The following is a 26823-nucleotide window of genomic DNA, read 5'->3' as shown; positions in this document are numbered from 1 at the left end:
ATTATGATTAAATCATATATAATTCCTCTTTTCAGAGCGTAGGCAAATCCTACGCTCTTTTATTTTTATATTCTAATTATATTATTCCTTGGCTCATCATTGTTGCATCTGCTACTTTTTAGCAACGAATTTATCCGCAGCGGCAGCAAGGATATATCGTTGGCGATACTTATTAATGCATTAACTTAATTATAAAATTAAGCTACTATACTATCCCTTGACTTACCATAGCATCTGCTACTTTTAAGAATCCTGCTATATTGGCTCCAATTACATAATTTCCTGGAGCTCCATAGTTTTCAGCTGCATCTTTAGATGATTTAAATATATTTTTCATTATTATCTGTAATTTTTCATCTACTTCTTCAAACGTCCAAGATAACCTCATACTATTTTGAGACATTTCAAGTGCTGAAGTTGCAACTCCACCTGCATTTGCAGCCTTGGCTGGAGCTACTAATAATCCTTTTTCTAAGAAATATTTTACAGCTTCGTTTGTACAAGGCATGTTAGCACCTTCTCCTATTACTGTAGTTCCATTTTCAACTAATATTTTAGCATCATCTAAGTTTATATCATTTTGAGTAGCACATGGAAGAGCTATATCGCACTTAACTGTCCATATTCCCTTCTGACCTTCAAAATACTGAGCTCCCTCTTTTCTAGCTATATATTCTTTTATTCTATTTCTTTCTACTTCTTTTATTTGTTTAACTATACTTAAATCTATTCCATTTTCATCTACTATATATCCAGATGAGTCACACATTGCAACTACTTTAGCTCCATAGTCTATAGCTTTCTCAGCTGCATATATTGCAACATTACCAGAGCCTGAAATTACAACTCTCTTATTTTCAAAACTTTGGCCATGATAATTTAACATTTCATTTACAAAATATATAACGCCAAATCCTGTAGCTTCTTTTCTAGCTAAAGAGCCACCATAAGTTAATCCTTTGCCGGTTAAGACACCAGCATCATAAGAATTTCTTAATCTTTTATACTGTCCAAATAAATATCCTATTTCTCTTGCTCCAACACCTATGTCTCCAGCTGGAACATCTAAATTTGGACCTATATATCTATATAATTCAGTCATAAAACTTTGACAGAATCTCATTATTTCATTATCTGACTTTCCTTTAGGGTTAAAATCTGAACCACCTTTACCACCACCTATAGGTAAACCTGTCAAAGAATTTTTAAATATTTGCTCAAATCCTAGAAACTTTATTATACTTAAATTAACTGATGGATGAAATCTAAGTCCACCTTTGTATGGTCCTATAGCATTGTTAAATTGTACTCGAAACCCTCTGTTAACTTGAACATTTCCATTATCATCTACCCAAGGAACTCTAAACATTATTTGTCTATCAGGTTCAACTATTCTCCCTAATATATTTTGTTTTATATACTCTGGATGCTTAACTAATACAGGTTCTAATGAATGTAGTACTTCTTCTATTGTTTGGTGAAATTCGCTCTCACCTATATTTCTAGCCTTTACTTGATTTATAACTTTCTCTATAGTTTCTTTAGCTTGTGCTTCAATAGTGTTTCCTAATACATATTTATTTTCAAATCCCATTTTAACATCCCCCTTTTATATAAAAGCACCTTTCAAGTAAATTCTATTATTTCTTAAAAACATTTTTAATATGTTTTTATTAAAATTTATTTAAATTTTCCTATCAAAGCTTTTCTATATTTAAATAAATCTTTTGAGAAAAATACCTTATTTAAATAAGTATTATTTACTTTATCTTATAATTAGTTTATGCATTTACCTATATTACTTAATCATAATATAAAATATTTTTTTATTATTTAAATAGATTTTTTAAACATATCTATTTCAGTAATTCTTCTATTTATAGTTATTTCTATTGTAATTATTGTAAAATTATTCATATACTATATAATTTCTAAATATATAAAAATAGGATAAAGCTAACGCTTTATCCTATTTCTGTAATTTCTCCGTTAATTGCAAAGATTATCATTTCGCATATATTAGTTATATGATCTCCTATTCTTTCAAGATATCTTCCTATAAATAAAAGATTTACACCTTGATTTATAGTCTGAGGATTCGCATTCATTACGCTTAAACAATCCTCTTGTACTCTATTATATAAACTATCTATTTTATCATCCTGTAAAGCTATCTCTCTAGCTAAATCTTCATTTTCATTTTCTAAGGATTCTTTTACTTCTAAAATCATCTTTTTACATTCTTCATACATCTTAGGTATATCGATTAAATCTTTTATATATTCGTCTTGACATATCTTTATAGTTTCTTCTGCTATATTTACTGCATAATCACCTATACGCTCTAATTCTAGTGCTATAAATCCTAATGCATATATATATCTTAAATCTCTAGCCATTGGCTGCTTTAATACTAATAGTTCAATACTTCTATCTCTTATATATTCTCTTAATTCATCTATTTTATCATCTTGTTTTATTACTTTTTTACATCCTTCAATGTCTTGTTTTAACATACACTCAACTGATAAATCTAGTATACTAACACATTCTTCTATCATATTTATAGTATATTGTTTTAAAGTGTCTATACTCAGTCCTAAATTTGTATTCAGCATATTGCCCCCTTTAACTCATTTAATTTATAATTGTTATCATTCAAATTTTATCCAAATCTTCCTGTTATATAATCTTCCGTTCTCTTATCCTTAGGAGCAGTAAACATATCTTTTGTTTCACTATATTCTACTAATACTCCATTTAGGAAAAATGCAGTATCATCAGATATACGAGCAGCTTGTTGCATATTGTGAGTTACTATTACAATAGTATAATCTTTTTTTAGCTCTTCTATTAATTCCTCAACTTTAGATGTTGAAATTGGGTCTAGAGCAGATGTAGGTTCATCCATTAATATTACTTCTGGTTTCATAGCTATAGCTCTTGCTATACATATACGTTGCTGTTGTCCTCCAGATAATCCAAGTGCAGATGTTTTTAATCTATCCTTTACTTCATCCCATATAGCTGCACCTCTTAGACTTTCTTCAACTATTTTATCTAAAATTTTCTTATCTCTTATACCATGTATACGAGGGCCATAAGCTATATTATCATATATACTCATTGGAAATGGATTTGGCTTTTGAAATACCATCCCTACTTTAGTACGTAATTTTATAACATCTTCAGTTTGATATATATCTTCGCCATCAACCTCAATTTTCCCTTTTATTGTTACATTTTCTATTAAATCATTCATTCTATTTAATGTTCTTAAAAAAGTTGACTTTCCACATCCAGAAGGACCTATTAAAGCTGTAACTTTATTTTCCTTTATATCTATATTTATATCTTTTAATGCTTGATTATCTCCATAGAATAAATCTAAATTCTTTATACTTAATTTAACATTATCTAAACTCATATTTACACCTCGTAAAATCTTCTTTAATAATTTGCTTTATTTAATTTCTTTGCTACAAACTTAGCAACTGTATTTAAAAATAACACTATAAATATTAAAACAATACCTATACTAGCAGCTGATGCTATATCTCCTTTCTCTTTAGTTAAAAGATATGCATGTACAGTTAAGTTTCTAGCACTATCAAATATACCTCCTGGCATTTGTGCTACTGTACCAGCTGTTAATAATATTGCAGCTGACTCTCCAACTACACGCCCTACTGATAAAATTACACCCGATAATATTCCTGGTATTGCACTTGGTAATACTACTTTGTATAATGTTTGGAATTTAGTTGAACCTAAGGCTAAAGATGCTTCTCTGTATCCATCTGGAACTGTTTTTAAAGCTTCTTCTGTTGTTCTTATTATTACTGGTAATATTATTATCGCTACGGTAAGAGCTCCTGATAATATTGAATATTTTAAATTTAAAACTACTACGAAGAATATTCCACCAAACAATCCGTATATTATAGATGGTATCCCTGCTAAACTTTCTGTAGCAAATCTTATTGCGTTTACTACTTTTCCTTTTTTAGCATATTCTTGTAAGTATATAGCAGATAAAATTCCTATAGGTGTAGCTATTGCTATAGAAAGTATAACTGTATATACGGTTGTAACTATCATTGGAAGTATTCCTCCACTTCCATCTGCTGAATAATCACTAGTTAAGAATGATAGATTTACTCCACCAATTCCTTTTATAAATATATACTCTACAATTACTACAAGCATTGATACAGTGAAAAATGCTGATAGATAAATTAATGACTTTAATAAATTTTCTTTTAACTTTCTCATATTAATTTCCCGCCTTGTTTGAAAGTTTATTTAATACTAAATTTAATATTAGTATGAACGTAAATAACACAACACCTGTTGCAAATAGCATTTCTTGATGAATTCCAAATGCGTATCCCATCTCTAACGCTATATTAGTCGTAAGTGGTCTTACACTATCCATTAATGATGATGGCATAACTGGTGAATTTCCTGCTACAAGTATAACTGCCATTGTTTCACCTAAAGCCCTACCAATTCCTAATACTACAGCTGCTAAAATTCCTGACTTAGCTGCTGGTAATACAACTTTAAATATTGTTTCTATCTTAGATGCTCCAAGTGCTAAAGAACCTTCTTTATAAGCCTTTGGAACTGCTCTTATTGCTGTTTCTGATACTGATATTATTGTTGGTAACATCATTATCGATAAAACTATTATTACAGCAAGTAAACTTTGTCCCTTTGGTAAATTAAATATATTTTGTATATTAGGCACTATAACTGCTAATCCAAATATTCCGTATAATACTGATGGTATACCTGCTAATAATTCAACTGCTGGTGATATAATTTTCGCTACCTTCTTTGGAGCAACTTCAGCTATAAATACTGCTGTTAATATTCCAATTGGAACCCCTATTATAAGTGCTCCTACTGTAGCAACTATTGATGCTACAACCATCGTTGCTATACCAAATTTATCACTTCCTGGCAACCAATCGCTTCCAGTAAAGAAATCTATGAAAGAATATCCCTTGAATATAAATGGTGTTAATCCTTTATAAAATACAAATCCGATTATTAACAGTAAGCTTAAAACTGCTATTAATGAACTTATAAAGAATATATTCTTTGATACTTTCTCTAAAATGTATTTATTTTTATTCCTATTGTATATATTCTCAATTTCTGTTGATTGAGTTTTTTCCAACATAAATCAATCTCTCCTTTAAATTAATTCTATTAATTTTCTATAATTAAATAATAACTTTTAAAAGTTAAATCTATATTAGGTTTATGTTAGATTTATGTTATAAAGTTAAGTTTATGTTAAGTTTTTAATCCAATTGAATGAGTATATTACAAACGATAAAATGTAAATTACTTTAAATATAAAAAAGTACTATACAATATTAATTGCATAGTACTTTATGTATATTAGTTTACACTTATAAATCCATTTTCTTCTACTACATTTTGTCCTTCTTCACTTAATATGAAATCTATGAAGTTTTTACCTTGTTCAGTTATTACATCTTCTTTATTAACAAATAAGAATGGTCTCGCTATAGCATAGCTATCATTTTTTACATTTTCAGCATTTAATTCAACACCATCTATAGTTAATGCATTTACATTTTCATCAACATATCCAAAAGAAATATATCCTATTGCATTTTCATTTCCTTCAACTATTGATTTTATATTTCCTGAACCATCACTTATTTGAGCATCCTTAGTTAATTCTTCTGATTCGAATCCAACATTTTCTTGGAATCCATCACGAGTTCCAGAACCATCTTCTCTAGATACAACTACTATAGGAGCATCATTTCCTCCAACTTCTTTCCAGTTAGTTATTTTTCCTGTATATATGTCTTTTACTTGCTCTAAAGTTAAATCTTTTACTGTATTATTTTTATTAGTTATAACAGCTATTCCATCTATAGCTATTTGAGTTTCTTTTAATCCTGCTGCCTTTTCTTCATCTTTTAAATCTCTTGATGCCATACCTATTTGTGAAGTTCCATCTATAGCATTTTTTATACCTGCTGAAGAACCTATTTGTTGAACTTCTATACTTACACCTTCATTTTTAGCTTCAAAATCTTCTCCTAATATTTCAACTACTGGTCCTACTGAGGTTGATCCTGATATTGTAATCTTGTTTGAATTTGAACTATCTGATGAACCACATCCTACCGCTAATGATCCCATTAATATAGTCCCTATTAAAAGTGTTGCTACTCTCTTATTTAACATATTACATTCCTCCATTAAATTTAAAATTTATTTCAAATTGTTTAATTCCTTATCTTTACAATTTAATATTACAATTATTTTGTTAAATGAATATTATGAATTGGTTAAGTGAATGTAAATAATGTTAAGATTGTGTAAATATAAGAATACTAAAAGGCTATTATAAAGTAATTTAATTTACTCATAATAGCCTTTTAGTATTAATCTAGTTTAAAGAGAAACTAACTTCTAATTCTGAATTGTTCACATCTTCTATATTCGGTAAAGCACTTATTGCTCCAAATTTTGTAGTTGTAAGTGCTGCTACTTTATTTGAAAAAATACCTATATCTTTTAATTGATTATCATTTTTTAGATTTACTTCTTCTCGTGATAATTTATATAAAAAAGCTCCTATAAATGAATCACCTGCACCAGTTGTATCTATACACTCAACTTTAAATCCATCTACACTTATATATTTTTCTTTAGTGTATATATCTACCCCATCTTTTCCTTTTGTATACAATATAATTTCTACATCACCAACAAACAATGACTTTATGGCCTCTTCTACATTATTCATTTCTGTTATAAATTCAAGTTCCTCATCACTAATTTTCAATATATTAGCATATGGTATAAATTCATTTATAGTTTTTCTACATTCATCTAAATCATTCCATAGATTTTTTCTAACATTAGGATCAAAAGATATCAGTCCACCTACTGACTTTACATACTCTATAGCTTTTTTATGAGCATACTTAACAGGAGATTCTATTAAATCCACTGAACAAAAATGTAGTATATCTCCATCCTTAAACCAAGACTTTTCTATATCATATTCACTAAGTAACATATCTGCACTTGGATTTCTGTAAAAAGAAAATTCTCTTTCTCCTTCACTACTTAATGCTACAAATGCAAGACCTGTATTAGCTTTAGTAGTTCTTTTTATATAGCTTGTGTCTACATTCTCAGATGCTAGTGTTTCAACTAAAAAATCACCAAAACCATCATCTCCAAGCATTCCTATAAATGCACTTTCTCCTCCAAGTTTAGCAACACAAGCTGATACATTTGCTGGTGCACCTCCAGGTAATTTTTTAAATCCTGATATATCTTTTAATCCTTTTCCACTTTCAATGGGAACAAAGTCTATAAGTGCTTCTCCAATAGTAAATACCTTTGGCATGTTACTTAACCTCCATATCCCACTTTTTAATATCTAATATAGCTTCTTTATCACAATAGAATTCTATATTATCACTATCTTTATCTGGATAAACTGTCGACGACATAGTTTTTATTCCATCATTTATAAATATTTCAACAGACATTCTATCTATAAATATATTTAACTTTAATTTATTATCAATAAGATTTGCTTCTGTTTGTCTGTAAGTTCTTACTTCCTTTTCGCCTCCACCTAAAGCCTTACCATTTTTACTTCTATCAAAAACTAATAATTCATCTATTTTATTATATTTTATTGATGTTTCTTGATTATTACCTTTCATTAAAAGTATTTCAAACTCATTAGAGTTCTTCATATCAACTTCTAATTCTAGTTCTATACATTGTCCTTTTATTCCCTCTAAGCTCTTATTATCTTTTATATTTATATCTTTATAACTTACTTCATTCTTTCTTAAAACTTTAAGCTCTTCCACTGGTAATTGATATAACTTGTCATCGACTAATTTTAACTCTCTTGGTATAGTCATACATCCTGCCCAATTATGACCTAATTCATTAGTAGGGAATTTTCTATCCCACATTTGCATCCAAGCTATCATTATTCTTCTGCCTTTATTGTCAATTAATGTTTGTGGTGCATAAAAATCAAATCCATAATCAATTTCTTCAACTTTTTCTAAGTTATATTTATTATTTTTATAATCTAAATTTCCTATCATATATGAACTTGAATGTAGATTCCAATATTTATTTCCTCTAGGTTCTAAAAATTGAGGTGACATAATAAGAATATCTTTATTATCTAATTCAAATAAATCTGGACACTCCCACATCTTTGCAAATTCATTGTTACTTTGAAGTATATTACCTTCATAATTCCAATTTAATAAATCATCAGAACTATATAATAATATTTGTCCACTGTCATCAAGGTTTCTAGACCCTATTACAGAATAATATTTATCTCCTTTTTTGTATACTTTAGGGTCTCTAAAATCTTGTATTATTGCTTCTTTAGGTAACTTTGTACTATCGATTACAGGGTTATTTTCATATTTTGTGAAGTTTATTCCATCTTCTGATACTGCTATGCATTGAACTTGTCTTAAGTTCTCAAATCCGCCTGGGTCTTGATGCCCCGTATACATCAAATACATCTTTCCATCTTTTTCTATAGCACTTCCTGAAAAACATCCACTTACATCATATTCTTCGTCTGGTGCTATAGCTATATCTAAGTCTTTCCAATTTACTAAATCTTTACTTTTTATATGTTTCCAGTGCATAGGACCCCATTGTGAACTGTATGGATTATATTGATAAAACAAATGATATTCTCCATTGTAATATGAAAATCCATTAGGATCATTCATCCATCCTATTGGTGGCATTATGTGGTACTTTTGTCTGTATGTATTATCAACTTTTTCTCTATTATTTTTGACATAAGAATTAGCTTGTTTTAATTTATCTTCTTTAACTATTACACTCACTCTATTTTCTCCCCCTCATTTCTAAATAATAAAGTCTGAAACTAAATTATCAGACCTTATTTTTATTATCTATTTAGATTTTTATTATCTATTTAGCTGTTCTATCGTACCCTGCTTGTTTTATTTCTAACCATTGACTATATCCAAGTCTATCTAATTCTTTTAAGTATGCGTCCCAATCTTTATCTGCTTTTCCATTTACTATCCATTCAGCTCTCATTCTATTTATATAATCAAATAAGTCTGTTTGTATTGTTGATAGCTTATCTAACTCTTCTTTAGAGAAAAATACACTAGGATATATATTCTCTGAATACATATACGGTACTAAAGTATTTATTTGTTCTAATCTCCATGCTGCATCATCTGGCATAGTAGTAACTTTTCCATAATACTCATTTAGTATAGCTAAAGGTCCTCCAACTTCTGATTTTTGTCTAATTTCATGTGGAGCTTCTCCATTTAAATCTAAATGTTTTAGCATGTTGTTTTCTTCATCGTATTCAAATATATTAGCTTGTTTATCATCACCATATGTACCCCAGTTATTTTGAACTGATTGTATTGGATTATATAATTCATCTATCCATTTAGCTGTTAATTCTAAGTTTTTATTAGCTGTTGTTATAACCATTCTACCTCTATCAAATCCTATACCATTAGTTCTAGCTACATTTTGTGTTCCATCTGGTCCTTTAAGTGGTGGTAATAATACATAATCATCTCCTGGACCTGTTATATTTGCTTTATCCCAAGTAAAATACAATCCATATCTATTATCTTTACCTTTAGCAAGATATGTGTTCCAATCTTGTTCAAATGCTTCAGCATCAATTAACCCTTCTTTATATAAACCATGTAAATAATTTATAGCATTTTTGTATCCTTCTTCTCTTGCTGTTAATATTACCTTTCCATCATTATCAACTATAGTGTGATCCCAGTTATCTCCAAGTCCAAATGAACCAAATAAATATGCTGGGTCATTTTGACCATCATTTATAATAAATGACATTGGTATCTCATCTGCTTTACCATTTTTATTAGGATCTTGGTCTTTAAATGCTTTTAATGCTGTTTGTAATTCTTCTGTAGTAGTTGGTATTGGTAATCCTAATTCATCTAACCAAGCTTTATTTATCCACGGAGTACAGTCTACAGTTTGTATCCTTCCTTTACCATCTCCAAGTTCTTCTATCCATGGAAATGAGTATATATGACCATCTGGAGCTGTTATCATTTTCCTATATTCTGGATTTTCATCAAGCACCTTTTTTAAATTAGGCATATAATTATCTATCAAATCTTCTATGGGAACTATTACTCCTTGGTCAGCATATTTAAGTAAATCATAGTCACTCATACCTGCATGAAGTATAGCATCTGGTATATCTCCTGCTGCTATATCTAGATTTCTCTTTTCTCCATACTCATCCCAAGTGTAATTTGTCCAGTTGATTTTTAAGTTTGTTTTTTCTTGTAATCTTTTATATATTAATTTTTCATTTGGGTCTTGTGGTGCTAATGGTGAACTTTGAGTCATTATATTTAGTGTTACTTGTTCTTTTAATGGAAATTCTACATTTTCAAGATTATAGGCTGGACTTCCAAGACCTACAGCATCTCCTGTTTTAGATGAAGAACATCCTGTTAATGAAACTACTACTAATCCTGTTGCTAATACTAAAGCTATCAATCTTTTTGGTTTTTTCATTTTTAACACTCCCCTAATAATTTATATATAAAACTTAACCTTTTATCGATCCTACCATTACACCTTCCTCAAAATACTTTTGGAAAAATGGATACATTATCATAAGCGGTAAACTCGATATTACTATTGCTGCATATTTTATCATTTCTGATAATCTCTTTAACTCTGCTAGAGCTAATTGATCAGATATCATACCAGGCATTGGTTCATTTTGTATAAGTATCCTTCTTAACACTAATTGAAGTGGTGCTAAATCATCACTTTTTAAGTAAATCATCGCATCAAAATATGAGTTCCACTGAGCAACAAATGCATATAACACTAAAACTAATATAATCGGCTTTGCAAGCGGTAATATTATTTTTATAAATGTTTGTAAATCATCTGCACCATCTATTTTTGATGACTCTATTAATTCTTTAGGTAAACTTTGGAAATATGTTCTAGAAAGAATTATATTCCACACATTTACTGCTCCTGGTAAAATTATGGCCCAAATTGTATCTAACATTCCTAAGCTCTTTATCAATAAATACGTTGGTACTAATCCACCCCCAAAAAACATTGTTACTACAAATATATTGGAAATAAAACTTCTCCCTACTAGTTCTTTTTGTGCTAAAGCGTATCCTGCCATTACTGATGTTGATACACTTAACAATGCAAATAATGTAGAGTATATAAATGAATTTATAAACCCTCTAATCATAGCTGGGTCTGAAAGTATAGTTATATACCCCTCTAATGTCCATTCTGAAACATTAAAACTAATACCTTCATTTAATAGTGTTACTGGATCTGTAAAAGATGCTATTAGTATGTATACAAGTGGATATAAAATTGAGATAACAACTGCACATAACAATAATCCATTTAACTTATATACTATTCTATCTAATTTACTATTGTACATCCTCATATAATCTCCCCCCTTTCTATAAACCTTCACCTTCATTTATATATTTAACTATTTTATTAACAGTAAGTAGTAATATAACATTTATTACTGTATTAAATAATCCTATTGCTGTTGAGTATCCATAGTCCCCTGCTTGTAAGCCTTGCTTATATACATACGTAGCAATTATTTCTGATGCTGGTATGTTCATTGATGTTTGCATTAGATATGCTTTCTCAAATCCTATACTCATTATTCCTCCTGCCGCTAATATGAATGATATTACCATTAATGGCTTTAACGTTGGTATATCTATATGTCTTATCCTTTGGAATATGTTTGCTCCATCTATCATAGCTGCATCTACAAGTTCAGGACTTACATTTGCAAGTGCTGCTACATATATAATAGAAGACCATCCAGCACCTTGCCATATTCCACTTAATATGTATATTGTTCTGAAATATCTAGGGTCAGACATAAACATTATTGGTTTACCTGTAAATATAGTCACCAACTGATTTATAGGACCTGTCGGAGAAAATAGTATAAATAACATACCTACCACTACAACAACAGATATAAAGTTTGGTGCGTATAAAATAAGTTGTATATTTTTCTTATTTGTCTTACTTCTAACCATATTTAACATTATTGCAATTATAATTGGTATTGGAAAGCTTATTATCAAGCTAAATATACTTAACTTTAATGTATTCATAAATATATCTATAAAATTTGGTGATGTTAAAAACTTCATAAAGTGTTTAAATCCTACCCATTCACTACCTGTAATTCCATATAACGGGTTGTAATCTTTAAAACCTATAAGTATTCCATACATAGGTATATATTTAAATACTATAGTTAAAATAAAAGCAGGTAAAAGTAACAAATATAGTTGTCTTTGTTCTTTTATTTTTGAAAGCTTACTCTTATATTTAGATTTTTTCTTTAATTTTTTTTCATTGGTGTCATTTTCTTCTATCAAGTTTGAATTCATCTCTACTGTATTGTTCATAATTCCCTCCCTAATCCCCTTTTTTGAAACGTTTCCATTTAATTGTTAAATAAAAGCTCACTCTAATTTAGAATAAGCTCAATTTCCTGGAAACGTTTCATTTATATTTATATGTTAACACTACAAGAAAACGATGTCAATAAATTTTAATCTTATTATTTATTTTATTTTAAATAATTGTTGTGCTTCCTTTTACATAAGTTACTGGTAATACTCTTCTTTTATTTTCAATATTATTTTCAAGTATATCAAATATTGAATCTACTGCACACTTAGCCATTCTCTCAACTGGTTGTCTTATGGTTGATATCAAAAACTCTTGTTCTGTAGACATTTTTACACCATCATAGCCTATAATCTTTATATCCTCTGGAATTTTAATTCCTTTTCTTCCTAGTATTTTTATTATAGTTAAACCCACAAAATCATTTATAGCAAATATACCATCTATGTCCCTATTTTCATCAATATAATTTTCTATCTTTTTTTCTAAATTTTCAACTGGCTCTTTTTCGTCAAATATAGTATATTCAATACTTTGTCTGATACACTCATCTTTAAATCCAATTTTTCTATTTTTTACATCCGTTGGTCTTGTAGACGTCGTTCCTATAAATGCTAATTTTTTACATCCATTTTCGATTAACTTATTCACTGCCATTTTACCACCATTATAGTTATCTGATGTAACATACACTACATCTTCACTAAAATGTCTATCTACACTTACTATTGGTAGATTACTAGAAACATAATTATCAATATCATTGTAAGTTATAGCTATGATTCCAGCTACCTTATTTTGTTTTAACATTTCTAGATATTCTACTTCTTTTTGATAATTTTTATCTGAGTTACATAACACTAGCTTAAATCCTCTTTTAGATACATTCTCTTCAACATAGTAAGCAAATTCGGAAAAAAATGGATGCCATATCGTTGGAATTATTAATGCTATAGTTTCTGACTGTGAAACTTTTAGATTTCTAGCGATTATATTAGGTGAATAATCTAACTCTTTTATAGCTTTCTGTACTTTTACTCTGGTTGCATCTTTTACACTAGGATGATTATTTATTACCCTAGATACAGTTCCTAGTCCTACACCTGCTTTCTTGGCAACATCTTTCATTGTAGCCATCCTATCTCCTACCTTTACTCATAAATTTACATGTATATTATTAATATAACATACATGTAAATTTATGTCATTATAGCTTTTATAAATATATAAATTTCAAATTCAATAATACTTTACAACTATTTTTTATAATCTTAAATGGTCACTACAAGTATAATGCTTAAACCTTTTAGCTATTTTTTTGATTAGTATTCTTTTTCTAGTTTATCTACTAATTCTTTAAATACTTCTAGCGCTTTATCCACAGATTCTTTCTTTTCCATATCAACACCAGCTGCTTTTAATTGATTAAGTGGATAATCAGAACCTCCACTCTTTAAAAATTCTATATATTTATCAACAGCTACTTTACCTTCTGTTAATATCTTTTGACTTAATGCACTTGCTGCAGAGAATCCTGTAGCATACTTATACACATAGAAATTTGAATAGAAATGAGGTATTCTAGCCCATTCTAGTGCAATTTGTTCATCAACTACAGTTGAATTTCCATAGTATTTTTTATTTAAATCATAGTATATATCGTTAAATTCTTTAGCTGTTAGAGGATTTCTGTCCTCTACACTAGCATGAGTTAATTTTTCAAACTCAGCAAACATTGTTTGTCTATATACAGTTGTTCTAAACTGCTCTAAGTAATAATTTAGAAGATATACTCTTTCTTCTTTTGAATCTGCTTTTTCTAATAAATAATTTATTAAAAGCAATTCATTTAATGTAGATGCAACTTCGGCTACAAATATTTTATAACCTGAATATAGATAAGGCTGAGTTTTCTTAGAATAATAACTGTGCATAGAATGTCCTAACTCATGTATTAATGTAAATAAAGAGTTTAGGTCGTCCTTATAATTCATTAATATATAAGGATGTGAATCATAACTTCCCCAAGAATAAGCTCCACCTTGTTTTCCTTCATTTTCATAAACATCTATCCAATTTTCTTCAAAAGCTCTTTTTATTAATCCTAAATACTCTTCACCTAAAGGTTTTAATGCATTTAGTACTATTTCTTGTGCTTCTTCATAAGGTATTTTCATATCAAAGCTTTCAGTTAAAGGAACATACAAGTCATACATATGTATATCCTCTAATCCTAAAAACTTCTTTTTGATATCTACATATCTATTTAATGTATCTAAATTTTCATCAACTGCTTTTATAAGGTTGTTGTAAACATCAACGCTTATATCATCTTGGAATAAAGATGCGTATAAAGCAGATTCATATTTTCTAGTTTTAGAATAGAATATTTCTGACTTTATACCTCCATATAGCATAGATGCAAAAGTATTTTTATACTTGTCATATGTTTTATACATTGCATCAAAAGCATTTTTTCTAACTTTATTATTTTTACTTTTTAAGAATGTTGAAAAATTAGAGTGAGTAAGTTTAACCATTTCTCCATCTTCATTTTCTATTTTTGGAAAATCCATATCAGCATAAGATAACATATCATAAGCATTTTCTGGAACTGATGTTAAATCTGAAACTGCGGCTAAGATTTCCTCTTCCTTTTCTGATAATGTATGTGGTTTTTCTCTTAATATATCCTCTATATATTTTTTATAGAATGATAGCTTTTCATCTTCTAAATATTCTTTAAGTTTAGATTCATCTATGGCTATTATTTCTGGAACCATATATGATGATGCTGTAGATAGCTCTGTAGATAACATATCTGTTTTAGTTGCCATCGCTTGGTTTTCATTTATTCTAGTATCTTCATGTTGTTTCATATGTGTATACACATATAAATTTTGTAATAGTTGCGAAGCTTTTTCATATATATTAAGCGCTTCATACATATTTTCTTTACTTTGTGATAATTTACCCTTGTACTCTTTTATTTCATTTATATAGGATTTTATCTTTGATATATCTTTATCAATAGATTCTTGGCTTGAATACATTAAATCTATTTTCCATTTATATTTATCATCTATATCTTTTCTATCTATTCCCATATTCTCACTCCTTATCGACAATTTTATAATACAGCTACTAATATAGCTCCTTCTGCTGTAAATGTTCCCATTATAGGGCCTATACTAGCAATTAATACTTCCTTAAAGTTTGAATCTTCTTCTATTATAGATTTTATTTTATGTGCTTTTTCAGGACAATTTGCATGAGCTATTATAATAGTTTTTTCTTTCTCATCATTTACATGAGATTTTACATAGTCTAGAGCTTTCTTTATACTATTTACTCCACCTCTAGCCTTATCTATAGGTTTAACTAAACCTTCATCTATTCTAATTATTACTTTTAAGTTTAGTGCATTCATTACTTTTCCTGCTAAAGGATTTACTCTACCACCTTTTATTGCATTCTCTAAAGTATCTAATGCACCAAAGAATATAATGTCCTTTTTATATTTTTCTATTTCATTTAATATTTCATCCATAGTTTTTCCTTGTTCTATCAGTTCATTACATTTTAGCATCATTAATGCAACACCTATAGAACCACTTTGTGTATCGATTACTTCAATTCTTTTTTCAGGATGTTCTTCTAAATACATAGTTTTAGCTAATACCGCATTACTATGTGTTCCTGAAAGCTTAGATGTTAAAGTAAATACTAATATTTCATCTTCTTCACATTTATAAGCTTCTATAAATCTATCTGGTGAGGGACTTGATGTTTTAGGTAATTCTTTAGATACTTTCATTTTTTCATAAAAAGTTTTATCATCAATTTCTACTCCACCTATATAACTTTCTTCACCAAAGCAAACATTTATACCTATAATACCAGGATTTACCCTTTCAATAACTTCTTTAGGTAAATCACATGATCCGTCTGTTATAATTTTTATATGTCTTTTCATTTGTGCACCTCTACTTTAATTATGACTATATCTTATTTTATATTATTTTAATGTAAATAATCTACACTTATTATATTTTTTGAATTATTTAGTTCATTTACAAGTTCATCTAGTATTATTCTTCTATCATATACTATAAAAAAACTTAACTTCCAATATATATCTTCTACATTTTCTATATCTATATTTTTAACACTAATTTGAGATTTTTGAAATATATTATATAACATAGTTATAACATTTATATTATCTACCTTTACACTAAATATAGTTTGCTTTTTCTTAAAAATTATTTTATCAATTTTTTTTAAAATATAAAGAGTTATCATTACCAGTGACCATGCACAAATACTTAGTACATAGTATCCATATCCTACTGCTATACCTATGCAAGCTGTAGCCCAAATCCCTGCTGCTGTAGTTAATCCTCTTATACCATTTGATGTTTTCAAAATTGCTCCAGCTCCTAAAAAACCAATACCTGATAATACCTGGGCTGTTAATCTAGCTGGATCAATACTAGCTTGTGAACTATACTGAACAAATAATGATAATGATGTTATAGCTGTTATACATGAGCCTACAGCTACTAATATATGAGTTCTAAATCCTGCAAATTGATGTGATTTTTCTCTTTCTAATCCAGTCAATCCTCCTATAATTAAAGCAATTATTAATCTTATTATTATAGCACCATTACTTATAATAATAATTACCTCCTATCTATTTATATAATCCTCTTTAGTAAAGAAGTATTTAATATAAAATTTATATGCTTGAATAAATAATATATGACTAGTCTCAGTTACTTTTTAAAAACCTGCAAATATATTTTAAAATTGTAATTTGAATAAAAAAAAGTCCACTAATGTGGACTATTTACTCGTTAAAGCCATGTATTTATTTATTAATATATCGATTTTACTACTTGATTCTAATAATTCATCTCTAAAAATTTCTGGATATTCCATATATGCATATATCTGTTCCCTCAATGCATCTATTTCTTGTTTTAACATCTCTAATTCACTATTCACCATATAATCACCACGGTCACCAATTTATCTCTTTCTTTGTTTATATAATAACAAATTTTTACATACTATGTCAATAATCTTAACTATAAAATGAAGTCTTATAAAATATGATTTTATTTTATAAATCCAATACATTTATATACTTTGACTCATTTGTTAAGTACTTGTCCTTAATTGACAGTTAAATTTATTATTGCTATAATATTTTTGATAATGAATTTCATTAGGAGGTATCACTCATGACTGTTTGTGATTTAAAAGTAGGCCAAAAAGGAATCATTGATAATATATATGGAAATGAAAAATTAGTTAAGAGATTATTAGCTTTAGGATGTATAAGTAATACAGAAATAGAAGTTAAGAAAATTGCCCCATTAGGAGATCCAATTGTAGTTAGATTTAGAGGCTTTGATCTTGCTCTTAGAAAATCTGATGCTAAGAATATATCACTAAAGTAAGACAGGAGGCTATATAATGATTAATGTTGCTTTATTTGGTAACCCAAATGTCGGTAAAACTACAGTTTTTAACTTACTTACCGGTTCAAACCAATATGTAGGTAACTGGCCTGGTGTTACTATCGATAAAAAAGAAGGTTTTTTAGGTAAGGACATAAAGATAGTCGACTTACCTGGTATATATGCTATGGATACTTTCTCTAATGAGGAAAAAGTATCAAAAGAATTTTTGGAAACTGGAGATATGGATGTTATAGTTAACATTGTAGATGCATCCAATTTATCTAGAAACCTTTATCTAACAACTCAGCTTATGGAATTTAATAAGCCCATTGTTATTTTGCTTAACATGTTAGATGTAGCAGAATCTAAAGGTATATATATCGATTCTGATAATCTTTCAAAGGAACTTGGAGTTACTGTAGTTCCTATAATAGCTAAGAAAAAAAATGGAGTAGATAAAATATCTTTAGCTATAAAAAATTCAGTAAATAAAACTGTAAATTATGATATAAATTTTGGAAATGAAGTTCAAACATATAAAAAATTAGAAGATATATTATCTAGATGCACAAAGATTAATTCAGATAAAAAAATATCTATAAGTGATAAAATAGATAATATAGTTTTAAACCCAATTTTAGCGTATCCTATTTTTATAGGTGCACTATTACTATTATTTAAATTTACATTTGATTGGGTTGGAGGACCTTTACAAGAAGGTTTAGGTACTTTAATAGAGACATATATATCATCTCCAATTAATGATATGCTAGTAAATTCTAGTCCTTGGTTTAGATCACTTATTGTTGATGGTATATTAGGTGGTGTTTGCGGTACTTTACCATTTTTCCCATTAATATTCACATTATTTTTTGGTATATCATTATTTGAAGATAGCGGTTATATGTCTAGAGCTGCTTTCTTAATGGATAATATAATGAGAAAAGTAGGTCTATCTGGTAAAGCATTCATACCTATGGTTATGGGGCTTGGTTGTTCGTCTCCAGCTATAATGGCTACTAGAACTTTAGAAAGTGAAAAAGATAGAAAAATAACCGCACTTATTTCACCACTTATGACTTGTGGTGCTAAGTTACCTATATATGCAGTTTTTGTTGCTATATTTTTCCCAAAAAATGCTGCACTTGTTACTACATCTTTATATTTACTTGGAATCGTAGTAGCTATATTAGTTGCTCTAGTTTTAAATAGAACATCATTTAAAAATGATATAGAACCATTTATACTAGAATTGCCTGAATATAAATTACCTACATTAAGTGCATTACTAAAAAATACTTGGAATAAGTCTAAAGGATTTTTAATAAGAGTTGTAACTGTAATGTTTGCAATGTCAGTTGCTATATGGTTATTATCATCATTTAACTTTAACGGTTTTACAGAAAATATGAATGATAGTTTCTTAGCATACTTAGGTAAGCTTATAGCACCTTTATTTGCACCTTTAGGATTCGGTGACTGGAGAGCTTCAGTTTCTATATTAACTGGTCTTGGTGCCAAAGAAATAGTTATATCTACTATGGAAGTACTTTACGGTAATTTAGATAAAGTTTTACCAACAGTATTTACTGGAGTTACAGCGTATGGTTTCTTAGTATTTAGTGCATTATATACTCCATGTATAGCAGCACTTGCTACTATGAGAAAAGAATACGGAAATAAAATGATGTTTACATCACTTATATATCAATTCGTTCTTGCTTGGATAGGAGCATTTATAGTCAGAATTATAGGTGGAGCTATATTCTCTCATAGTCCTGCTTCTTTAACTGAATTTGTTATAGCAGGTATAATATTATTAGCTTCTACAATTATACTTTTAAGAATGTTTAATAAAAAATCATCTGGTTGTAGTAGCTGCTCTAGCTGTAGTAGCAAAGGTAATTGTTCTATTCAAGTAGAAGATAAATCTAAGAATGCACAATAATAATTTTTACTATTATCTAACTTAAGCAATATATAACCTTGATATACAAAATAAAGAGCTCATCTATTGATTATTTTAATCTTATAGATGAGCTCTTATTTTATTTATTAAAATTTAATATCTACTGTTACTTCTTTTCCACTTCTATTTACAGTTACCTTAGTACTTTGACCAGATTTATATTTATATAAAACTTTATTAAGGTCTGTCATAGTTGGAGTTTCATCATTCCCCACCTTAACTATTACATCACCTGCTTGTATACCTGATTTTTGAGCTGGTGTATCTGATACAACTTCAACTATATATACACCTTCATCTGCTGCTAAATCAGTTCCTGTTGATGATTCAAATGTAGTTACATCTATACCTTTTATACCTAAAGTAACTTTTTCAAAGTTTCCTGATTTTATAACTTGTTCTATTATGGGTTTTGCTGTATTTATAGGTATAGAAAATCCTATACCTTCAGCTGAAGATACCTTAGCTGAGTTTATACCTATTACTTGACCTTTTTCATTTAATAGTGGTCCACCACTATTTCCTGGATTTATACTTGCATCAGTTTGCATAAGTCCTGTCATAGTTTCTTTTTCTGTTTGAATTGTTCTATCTAATCCACTTATTATACCTTGTGTAACAGATTTTTGGAATTCAAGACCAAGTGGATTTCCTATTGCTATTGCTATATCTCCTACTCTTACCTGATCACTATCACCTAATTCAGCAGCTGTTAGGCCTGTTTTATCCACCTTAACCATCGCTAAATCTAATTTTGCATCATTCCATAAAACTTTACCTTGTGTAGTACTACCATCATTGAATAATACTTTAACATCTACAGCTTGACCATCTGATACAACATGTGAATTTGTAAGTATATAACCTTTTGAATCAACTATAACACCTGTTCCTACACCTTCTGATTGAGTTGGTATAGCAAATATATTATTATTACTTATAGTTGTTGTCGTTATCCCTACAACAGAAGGCATTGCTTTATCACTAACCGCATGATATATATTTTGACTTTTTCCACTGTCATTTACTACAATTTCCTTTGAAACTGAATTTTGATTAGTATCGCCAATATTATTTTTCATAACTACTATTGTAAGTAAACTAGTAAGTACACTTGTTATTATACATACAAGCACTGTTAAACCAATTCCTCTTTTATTTGACATAAATACCCTCCTAATAAATTTAATTAACTTAAATATTATTACTTATTATTTACAATATCTATCGTTTGATAACAATAAATATTCTAAATGATTTTTCTTTAACTAATAGATATTTAATTTAACTTTAGTTATATTGATATATATCTTAAGTACTGATTTCTCAATCTATTAGTAAACTCTTTTTCTACTTTTATCAAATTTCATCTTTCAGCATTATATTTATATTAATAATGCCATAATAAATATTACACAAATAAAAAATGAAACCACCAACTAGATATATTATCTTATTGATGATTTCATTATATTACGTTATTCTTAACTTAACCTTAACTACTAAAGTCTTTTTTCTAATTCTTCTTTTTCCTTTTCAAATCCTGGTTTACCTAATAAAGCAAACATGTTTTTCTTATATGCTTCAACACCTGGTTGATCAAATGGATTAACACCTAATATATATCCACTTAATGCACAAGCTTTTTCAAAGAAGTATACTAAGTATCCAAAGTTATATTCATCTAATTTTGGAATATTAACTATTAAGTTTGGAACATTACCATCTGTATGTGCTAATAAAGTTCCTTGGAATGCCTTCTTATTAACAAAATCTACAGTTTTTCCAGCTAAATAGTTTAATCCATCTAAATCCACATCAACTTCATCTATTGTTATTTCTCTCTTAGCATTTTCTACATTTAAAACTGTTTCAAATAATATTCTCTTACCTTCTTGTATATATTGACCCATAGAATGTAAATCTGTTGAGAAGTCTACAGCTGCTGGGAATATACCTTTATTATCTTTTCCTTCACTTTCACCATATAACTGCTTCCACCATTCTCCCACGTAATGTAATTGAGGTTCATAGTTTACTAATAATTCTATATCTTTTCCTTTTCTATGTAATACATTTCTAACTACTGCATACTGATAACTATCATTAGTCTTTAAATCTGATGATTTAAATTCTTCACAAGCATCAGCTGCACCTTGCATCATCGCATCTATATCTAAACCTGCGCAAGCTATAGGTAGTAATCCTACTGGTGTTAACACAGAAAAACGTCCACCTACATCATCAGGTATTATGAATGTTTCATATCCTTCTTCATCTGCTAATTTTCTAAGTGCACCTTTTGATGAATCTGTAGTTGCATATATTCTTTTACTTGCTTCTTCTTTTCCATATTTCTTTTCTAAAAATTCTTTAAATATTCTAAATGCAATTGCAGGCTCAGTTGTTGTTCCTGATTTTGATATAACATTTATAGATACATCTTTGTCTTTTATTACATCTAATAAATCCATCATATATGTAGAGCTTATATTCTGTCCTACAAAGTATATTTCTGGAGATTTTCTATCTTCTTTTGATAAGTTGTTTCTAAATGAATGGCTTGCCATTTCTATAGCAGCTCTTGCACCTAAGTAAGATCCCCCTATACCTATAACTAAAAGTACATCTGAATCAGATTTTACTTTTTCTGCTGCTTTCTTTATTCTAGAAAACTCTTCTTTATTATAGTTCTTTGGTAGGTCTACCCATCCTAAAAAATCATTTCCTAACCCTGTTTTTTCATGAATCATTTTATGAGCTTGATCTACATAAGATTGCATACAATCTATTTCATGCTGTTTTATAAAACCTATTACTTTACTATAATCAAATTTAACACTTCCCATAATTCTACCTCTCTCCTTCTTTAAGTATAAGAAAATTATAACATAAATTTCCATTATAATTAATCCTAAAATTAAATCGATTTCTTTAATTAATTTATTTTTATAAAGTGTATATTATTGTTTAATAATTACTTTTATAAAAAATTAATTATCTTAAAATCAAATACTCTTATTTATATTTGACTAATAACATATTTATCAAACATAAATAAAAAATTCGCTTCGCTCATGTCGCCAACGACTTCGTCCGTTGCTCAAAATCTTTTTTACGCTCAAAAACAATTTATTCATATTACTTACATTCAGAAGTTATCCACATTTTTTAAAGTATTATAATATCCTTAAGCGTAAAAAAGTTGTCCAAAATAAGACAACTTTTTTATTCTATAACTATTTATTTACTATTCTTCCTGCAATAACTTGCTGTGCTATATTAACAGCATGATCTGATACTCTTTCTAAGTTAGATATTATATCTAAATATATAACTCCACTTTCTATACTACATGAACTACTGTTTAATCTATTCATATGGTTTGCTCTGCATGATTTTTCCATCATATCTACTTGCTCTTCCATCTTTATAACCTTACAAGCTAACTCAACATTTGATGTTCTCATAGCTTCTAATGCATATGTGTAAGTAGATACAACTTTATTATACATATCTTTAAGCTCACCTATACCTACATCTGAGAAAGATATTTCTAAATCTACTATATCTTTTGCTAATTCAGCTATATTCTCAGCATGATCTCCTATTCTTTCTATATCATTAACTGTGTTGAATAGAGCATCTACTGTCTCTCTTGAGTCTTCATTTAACGAAGCCTTAGATAATTTAAGTAAGTAGTTTAATATTGATTTTTGTAATTCATTTATAAGTTTTTCTCTTTTAAATGATAATTCTATCTTTTCTTTAGATTTATCTACAATTCCATCCATTGCTGCATTTAAGCTTTCTTTAGATTTTTCACCCATTCTTAGAGTTTCTTTTACTATATTAGCTAGTGCTATTGATGGAGTTTCTATCATTCTATCATCTATATATTTAACAACTTTATCATCATCATCTTGCTCACCTTTAGTTTCAGGAACTAACTTTAATGCTAATTTAACTATTAATTTATTAAATGGTAATAATACTATAACATTTAATATGTTGAATAGTGTATGTGCATTTGCTATTTGTCTAGCTGCATCTGTTGGATCTATAGCAGTAACTATAGCTACTATAGGTTTGCTTAATATAAACATAAATATCATAGATCCTAACACATTAAAAGTTAAATGCATTATAGCTGCTCTTCTTGCATTTCTACTTGCACCTATACTAGAAATTAATGAAGTTACACATGTACCTATATTCTCACCATATAGTATTGGTAAAGCTGCTGTTATAGGTATTAATCCTTGAGAAGCAAGGGCTATTAACATACCCATTGAAGCACTTGAACTTTGTACTATAGCTGTTATAGCAAATCCCATTAGTACTCCTAATATCGGATGGTGCCCAAAGCTTAATAACATATCTGTAAATCCTTGATATCCTGCTAATGGCTTAACAGCTTCTTTCATAAAATCCATACCAGTGAATAATATACCAAACCCTATAAGTATTTCTGCTATATTCTTATGTTTTGGTTTATTAGAGAACATATATATAACTATACCTATTCCTAATGCTACTGGTGCAAGGAAATCAACATCTAGTGATACTAATTGAGCTGTTATAGTTGTACCTATATTAGCCCCCATTATAACACCTATTGCTTGAGTTAAACTCATTATTCCTGCGTTAACAAATCCAACTACCATTACTGTAGTGGCACTACTACTTTGTATTACCATAGTAACTACCATACCAACTAAAACACCCATTATTACGTTACTAGTAAGTAGTTCTATTATTCTTTTAAGTTTAGACCCTGCTGACTTTTGAAGTCCATCTCCCATAAGGTTCATACCATATAAGAATAGACCAAGACCTCCCATAATTCCTATTGCTATATCCAACTTCCTTATTCCTCCTTGATATGCGATGATTAACTTATTAATATTTATTCCTATTGTATTTTACCAAAATTTTTACAAATTTTGTGTTAAGATTATGTTAAATATTATAAATATATTAAAATCATGTAAAACACAGGTTAAATTTATACTTATAAGCTAGAATATTTCTCTATAATCTTCTCCGCACACTTTATTCCATCTACTGCTGCTGTAACAATTCCACCTGCATATCCAGCACCTTCTCCACAAGGATATAAATTTTTAGTATTTATAGATTGTAAAGTTTCTTCATCTCTAACTATTCTTATTGGAGCTGATGATCTTGTTTCAACTCCTGTTAATACAGCATCATTCATTGCAAATCCATTTAATTTATTATCTAATTTTTGTAAAGCTTCCTTCATAGTTGAAGTAACAAATTCAGGTAAGCATTCTCTTAAATCAACAAATGTATATCCTGGTTTATATGATGGTTCTACATTTCCTAAAGATGTAGATACTTTGTCGTTTAGGAAATCTCCTACTAATTGAACTGGAGCATTGTAATTTTTACCACCTAATTCATAAGCAAGTCTTTCATATTTTTCTTGGAAATAAACTCCTGCAAGAGGATCTTCACTTCCAAAGTCAGAAGGTATAACATTTACTAGGAATGCACTATTTGCATTTACCTTATCCCTAGCATGCTCGCTCATACCATTTGTTACAACCTCAAATTCATTTGATGCAGATGCTATAACACTTCCTCCTGGACACATACAAAAAGTATATGCTGTTCTAAGGTTTGATGTATGCTCTATTAGCCTATAATCTGCAGCACCAAGTCTTGGATGATTATAAAATTCCTTGTATTGAGATTTATTTATTAACTCTTGAGGATGTTCTATTCTAGCACCTATTGCAAATGGTTTTTGAATTATTGTAACTCCTCTATTATAAAGCATTTTATAAGTATCTCTAGCACTATGGCCTATCGCTAGTATAACAACTTCTGACTCTATAGTCTCATTGTTATTTACAACTACTCCCTTTATACTTCCATTTTCAGTTATTATATCTGTAACTAATGTATCGAATCTAACTTCTCCACCTAGTCTAATTATTTCATTTCTTATATTTTTAACTACATTTTTTAATATGTCTGTTCCAACATGAGGTTTATGAGAGTATAATATTTCTTCTGGCGAACCAAAATTAACTAACTCATCTAATACCTTTCTACATCTAATATCTTTTATTCTAGTTGTAAGCTTTCCATCAGAGAAAGTTCCAGCTCCACCTTCTCCAAATTGTACATTTGAATTATTTTTAAACTTTCTATTATTCCAAAAATCATTTATGTCATTTGTTCTATTATCTACATCTAGTCCTCTTTCAAGCATTATTGGATTAAATCCTCTTTGAGCTAGTACTAAAGCTGCAAATAAACCAGCTGGACCACTTCCTACTATTACAGGCCTGTGTTTTAGCTTTTCACTTCCCATCTCAACACCTATATAATTACGTTGCTTTATTTCTACAACATCCTTTATAGAATTTTTTAAAATTTTATTCTCATTTTTAACTTCTACATCAACTGTATATACAAAGTCTATTCTTCCTCTTTTTCTTGCATCTATAGATTCTTTATATATAAAGTACTTTATAAGTTCATTTTCTTTTATTTTAAGTTTTTTTAGTATAAGCTTTTTTAATAAAGAAATATCTTCATCTATACCTAATTTTAAGTTTGATACTCTTAACATTTTTTTCTCCTTTATATAAATAATTTTTATTTTTTAGCAACATAAAAGCTAGGATATAAACCTAGCTTTCTATAAACATTAGCTCTATATTCTCTTTTTATATACCCATTCTAAATCTAGTCTATAAATATTTTTAAGTCAAAGAAAGTTACTATATATTTTTTAATTTATATCTTTGACTAAAGCTAATACTTCCATATCTAGAATCAATTTTCTTT

Annotated in this window: 22 protein-coding genes; 2 read left to right on the top strand and 20 right to left on the bottom strand. The window is 28.6% G+C overall.

Going from position 1 to position 26823, the window contains the following annotated elements:
* Positions 1-205 precede the first annotated feature (205 nt).
* From gdhA to BN7997_RS15005, 16 genes are all read right to left on the bottom strand, one after another.
* The gene (gene gdhA, locus BN7997_RS01610) at positions 206-1594 is read right to left on the bottom strand and encodes an NADP-specific glutamate dehydrogenase (protein WP_071119143.1); all 1389 of its coding nucleotides are present in this window, start codon (positions 1592-1594) and stop codon (positions 206-208) included.
* Between the two features lie 370 nt (positions 1595-1964).
* On the bottom strand, positions 1965-2618 hold the full coding sequence (phoU, locus tag BN7997_RS01605) for a phosphate signaling complex protein PhoU (RefSeq protein ID WP_071119142.1): 654 nt from the start codon (positions 2616-2618) through the stop codon (positions 1965-1967).
* Between the two features lie 47 nt (positions 2619-2665).
* Entirely contained in the window at positions 2666-3427 is a 762-nt protein-coding gene (gene pstB / locus BN7997_RS01600) for a phosphate ABC transporter ATP-binding protein PstB (RefSeq protein WP_071119141.1), read from the bottom strand.
* Positions 3428-3450: 23 nt separating this feature from the next.
* Positions 3451-4275: a phosphate ABC transporter permease PstA gene (pstA, locus tag BN7997_RS01595; RefSeq protein WP_071119140.1), complete on the bottom strand. Its 825-nt coding sequence runs from the start codon at positions 4273-4275 to the stop codon at positions 3451-3453.
* 1 nt (position 4276) lies between these two features.
* On the bottom strand, positions 4277-5191 hold the full coding sequence (gene pstC / locus BN7997_RS01590) for a phosphate ABC transporter permease subunit PstC (protein ID WP_071119139.1): 915 nt from the start codon (positions 5189-5191) through the stop codon (positions 4277-4279).
* A gap of 224 nt (positions 5192-5415) precedes the next feature.
* A complete protein-coding gene (locus BN7997_RS01585; protein ID WP_071119138.1) occupies positions 5416-6240 on the bottom strand; it encodes a phosphate ABC transporter substrate-binding protein in 825 nt (274 codons plus the stop codon).
* Positions 6241-6445: 205 nt separating this feature from the next.
* Positions 6446-7417, bottom strand: a complete 972-nt coding sequence (locus tag BN7997_RS01580; RefSeq protein WP_071119137.1) for a carbohydrate kinase family protein — start codon at positions 7415-7417, stop codon at positions 6446-6448.
* A 1-nt stretch (position 7418) separates the two neighbouring features.
* Positions 7419-8915, bottom strand: a complete 1497-nt coding sequence (locus BN7997_RS01575) for a glycoside hydrolase family 32 protein (RefSeq protein WP_207645578.1) — start codon at positions 8913-8915, stop codon at positions 7419-7421.
* Between the two features lie 88 nt (positions 8916-9003).
* A complete protein-coding gene (locus BN7997_RS01570; protein ID WP_071119136.1) occupies positions 9004-10629 on the bottom strand; it encodes an ABC transporter substrate-binding protein in 1626 nt (541 codons plus the stop codon).
* A 34-nt stretch (positions 10630-10663) separates the two neighbouring features.
* Positions 10664-11548 carry a carbohydrate ABC transporter permease gene (locus BN7997_RS01565; protein ID WP_071119135.1) on the bottom strand — a complete coding sequence of 295 codons (885 nt, stop codon included), beginning with the start codon at positions 11546-11548 and terminating at the stop codon, positions 10664-10666.
* A 16-nt stretch (positions 11549-11564) separates the two neighbouring features.
* Entirely contained in the window at positions 11565-12548 is a 984-nt protein-coding gene (locus BN7997_RS01560) for an ABC transporter permease (protein WP_288247408.1), read from the bottom strand.
* Between the two features lie 169 nt (positions 12549-12717).
* Entirely contained in the window at positions 12718-13689 is a 972-nt protein-coding gene (locus BN7997_RS01555) for a LacI family DNA-binding transcriptional regulator (protein WP_071119134.1), read from the bottom strand.
* Positions 13690-13874: 185 nt separating this feature from the next.
* Positions 13875-15659, bottom strand: a complete 1785-nt coding sequence (gene pepF, locus BN7997_RS01550; protein WP_071119133.1) for an oligoendopeptidase F — start codon at positions 15657-15659, stop codon at positions 13875-13877.
* A gap of 23 nt (positions 15660-15682) precedes the next feature.
* Positions 15683-16528, bottom strand: a complete 846-nt coding sequence (locus BN7997_RS01545) for a DegV family protein (RefSeq protein ID WP_071119132.1) — start codon at positions 16526-16528, stop codon at positions 15683-15685.
* Positions 16529-16575: 47 nt separating this feature from the next.
* Positions 16576-17199, bottom strand: coding sequence for an MgtC/SapB family protein (locus BN7997_RS01540; protein WP_278335230.1), 624 nt, complete (start codon positions 17197-17199; stop codon positions 16576-16578).
* A gap of 204 nt (positions 17200-17403) precedes the next feature.
* Positions 17404-17568, bottom strand: a complete 165-nt coding sequence (locus BN7997_RS15005) for an aspartyl-phosphate phosphatase Spo0E family protein (protein ID WP_074010945.1) — start codon at positions 17566-17568, stop codon at positions 17404-17406.
* A gap of 236 nt (positions 17569-17804) precedes the next feature.
* Here BN7997_RS15005 and BN7997_RS01535 point away from each other — a divergent pair, with 236 nt between their 5' ends.
* Together BN7997_RS01535 and feoB are read left to right on the top strand one after the other, a co-directional pair.
* The gene (locus BN7997_RS01535) at positions 17805-18023 is read left to right on the top strand and encodes a FeoA family protein (RefSeq protein ID WP_071119130.1); all 219 of its coding nucleotides are present in this window, start codon (positions 17805-17807) and stop codon (positions 18021-18023) included.
* A 16-nt stretch (positions 18024-18039) separates the two neighbouring features.
* Positions 18040-19974, top strand: coding sequence for a ferrous iron transport protein B (gene feoB, locus BN7997_RS01530; RefSeq protein WP_071119129.1), 1935 nt, complete (start codon positions 18040-18042; stop codon positions 19972-19974).
* Positions 19975-20081: 107 nt separating this feature from the next.
* Here feoB and htrA read toward each other — a convergent pair whose 3' ends face one another.
* The 4 genes from htrA to BN7997_RS01510 all read right to left on the bottom strand — a co-directional run bounded on the left by htrA (position 20082) and on the right by BN7997_RS01510 (position 26605).
* Complete coding sequence (gene htrA / locus BN7997_RS01525) at positions 20082-21161, bottom strand: serine protease HtrA (protein WP_071119128.1); 1080 nt, start codon at positions 21159-21161, stop codon at positions 20082-20084.
* Positions 21162-21497: 336 nt separating this feature from the next.
* Positions 21498-22844: a glucose-6-phosphate isomerase gene (locus BN7997_RS01520; RefSeq protein ID WP_071119127.1), complete on the bottom strand. Its 1347-nt coding sequence runs from the start codon at positions 22842-22844 to the stop codon at positions 21498-21500.
* A gap of 390 nt (positions 22845-23234) precedes the next feature.
* On the bottom strand, positions 23235-24839 hold the full coding sequence (locus BN7997_RS01515) for a Na/Pi cotransporter family protein (RefSeq protein WP_408638329.1): 1605 nt from the start codon (positions 24837-24839) through the stop codon (positions 23235-23237).
* Positions 24840-25009: 170 nt separating this feature from the next.
* A complete protein-coding gene (locus tag BN7997_RS01510; RefSeq protein ID WP_071119125.1) occupies positions 25010-26605 on the bottom strand; it encodes an NAD(P)/FAD-dependent oxidoreductase in 1596 nt (531 codons plus the stop codon).
* Between the last annotated feature and the right edge of the window lie 218 nt (positions 26606-26823).

Source organism: Romboutsia timonensis, assembly GCF_900106845.1.
Taxonomy (GTDB): domain Bacteria; phylum Bacillota; class Clostridia; order Peptostreptococcales; family Peptostreptococcaceae; genus Romboutsia; species Romboutsia timonensis.
This window is presented reverse-complemented; position numbering and strand designations above follow the sequence as displayed.

Excerpts from the sequence above, each read along its gene's own strand:
- BN7997_RS01535 (WP_071119130.1), top strand. The coding sequence starts at position 17,805 with ATGACTGTTTGTGATTTAAAAGTAGGCCAAAAAGGAATCATTGATAAT.
- feoB (WP_071119129.1), top strand. The coding sequence starts at position 18,040 with ATGATTAATGTTGCTTTATTTGGTAACCCAAATGTCGGTAAAACTACA.
- BN7997_RS01510 (WP_071119125.1), bottom strand. The coding sequence starts at position 26,605 with ATGTTAAGAGTATCAAACTTAAAATTAGGTATAGATGAAGATATTTCT.
- BN7997_RS01555 (WP_071119134.1), bottom strand. The coding sequence starts at position 13,689 with ATGGCTACAATGAAAGATGTTGCCAAGAAAGCAGGTGTAGGACTAGGA.
- pstC (WP_071119139.1), bottom strand. The coding sequence starts at position 5,191 with ATGTTGGAAAAAACTCAATCAACAGAAATTGAGAATATATACAATAGG.
- BN7997_RS01560 (WP_288247408.1), bottom strand. The coding sequence starts at position 12,548 with ATGAACAATACAGTAGAGATGAATTCAAACTTGATAGAAGAAAATGAC.
- BN7997_RS01585 (WP_071119138.1), bottom strand. The coding sequence starts at position 6,240 with ATGTTAAATAAGAGAGTAGCAACACTTTTAATAGGGACTATATTAATG.
- pstB (WP_071119141.1), bottom strand. The coding sequence starts at position 3,427 with ATGAGTTTAGATAATGTTAAATTAAGTATAAAGAATTTAGATTTATTC.
- htrA (WP_071119128.1), bottom strand. The coding sequence starts at position 21,161 with ATGTCAAATAAAAGAGGAATTGGTTTAACAGTGCTTGTATGTATAATA.
- pepF (WP_071119133.1), bottom strand. The coding sequence starts at position 15,659 with ATGGGAATAGATAGAAAAGATATAGATGATAAATATAAATGGAAAATA.
- BN7997_RS01520 (WP_071119127.1), bottom strand. The coding sequence starts at position 22,844 with ATGGGAAGTGTTAAATTTGATTATAGTAAAGTAATAGGTTTTATAAAA.
- BN7997_RS01515 (WP_408638329.1), bottom strand. The coding sequence starts at position 24,839 with ATGGGAGGTCTTGGTCTATTCTTATATGGTATGAACCTTATGGGAGAT.
- BN7997_RS01570 (WP_071119136.1), bottom strand. The coding sequence starts at position 10,629 with ATGAAAAAACCAAAAAGATTGATAGCTTTAGTATTAGCAACAGGATTA.
- BN7997_RS15005 (WP_074010945.1), bottom strand. The coding sequence starts at position 17,568 with ATGGTGAATAGTGAATTAGAGATGTTAAAACAAGAAATAGATGCATTG.
- BN7997_RS01565 (WP_071119135.1), bottom strand. The coding sequence starts at position 11,548 with ATGAGGATGTACAATAGTAAATTAGATAGAATAGTATATAAGTTAAAT.
- phoU (WP_071119142.1), bottom strand. The coding sequence starts at position 2,618 with ATGCTGAATACAAATTTAGGACTGAGTATAGACACTTTAAAACAATAT.
- BN7997_RS01545 (WP_071119132.1), bottom strand. The coding sequence starts at position 16,528 with ATGAAAAGACATATAAAAATTATAACAGACGGATCATGTGATTTACCT.
- pstA (WP_071119140.1), bottom strand. The coding sequence starts at position 4,275 with ATGAGAAAGTTAAAAGAAAATTTATTAAAGTCATTAATTTATCTATCA.
- gdhA (WP_071119143.1), bottom strand. The coding sequence starts at position 1,594 with ATGGGATTTGAAAATAAATATGTATTAGGAAACACTATTGAAGCACAA.
- BN7997_RS01580 (WP_071119137.1), bottom strand. The coding sequence starts at position 7,417 with ATGCCAAAGGTATTTACTATTGGAGAAGCACTTATAGACTTTGTTCCC.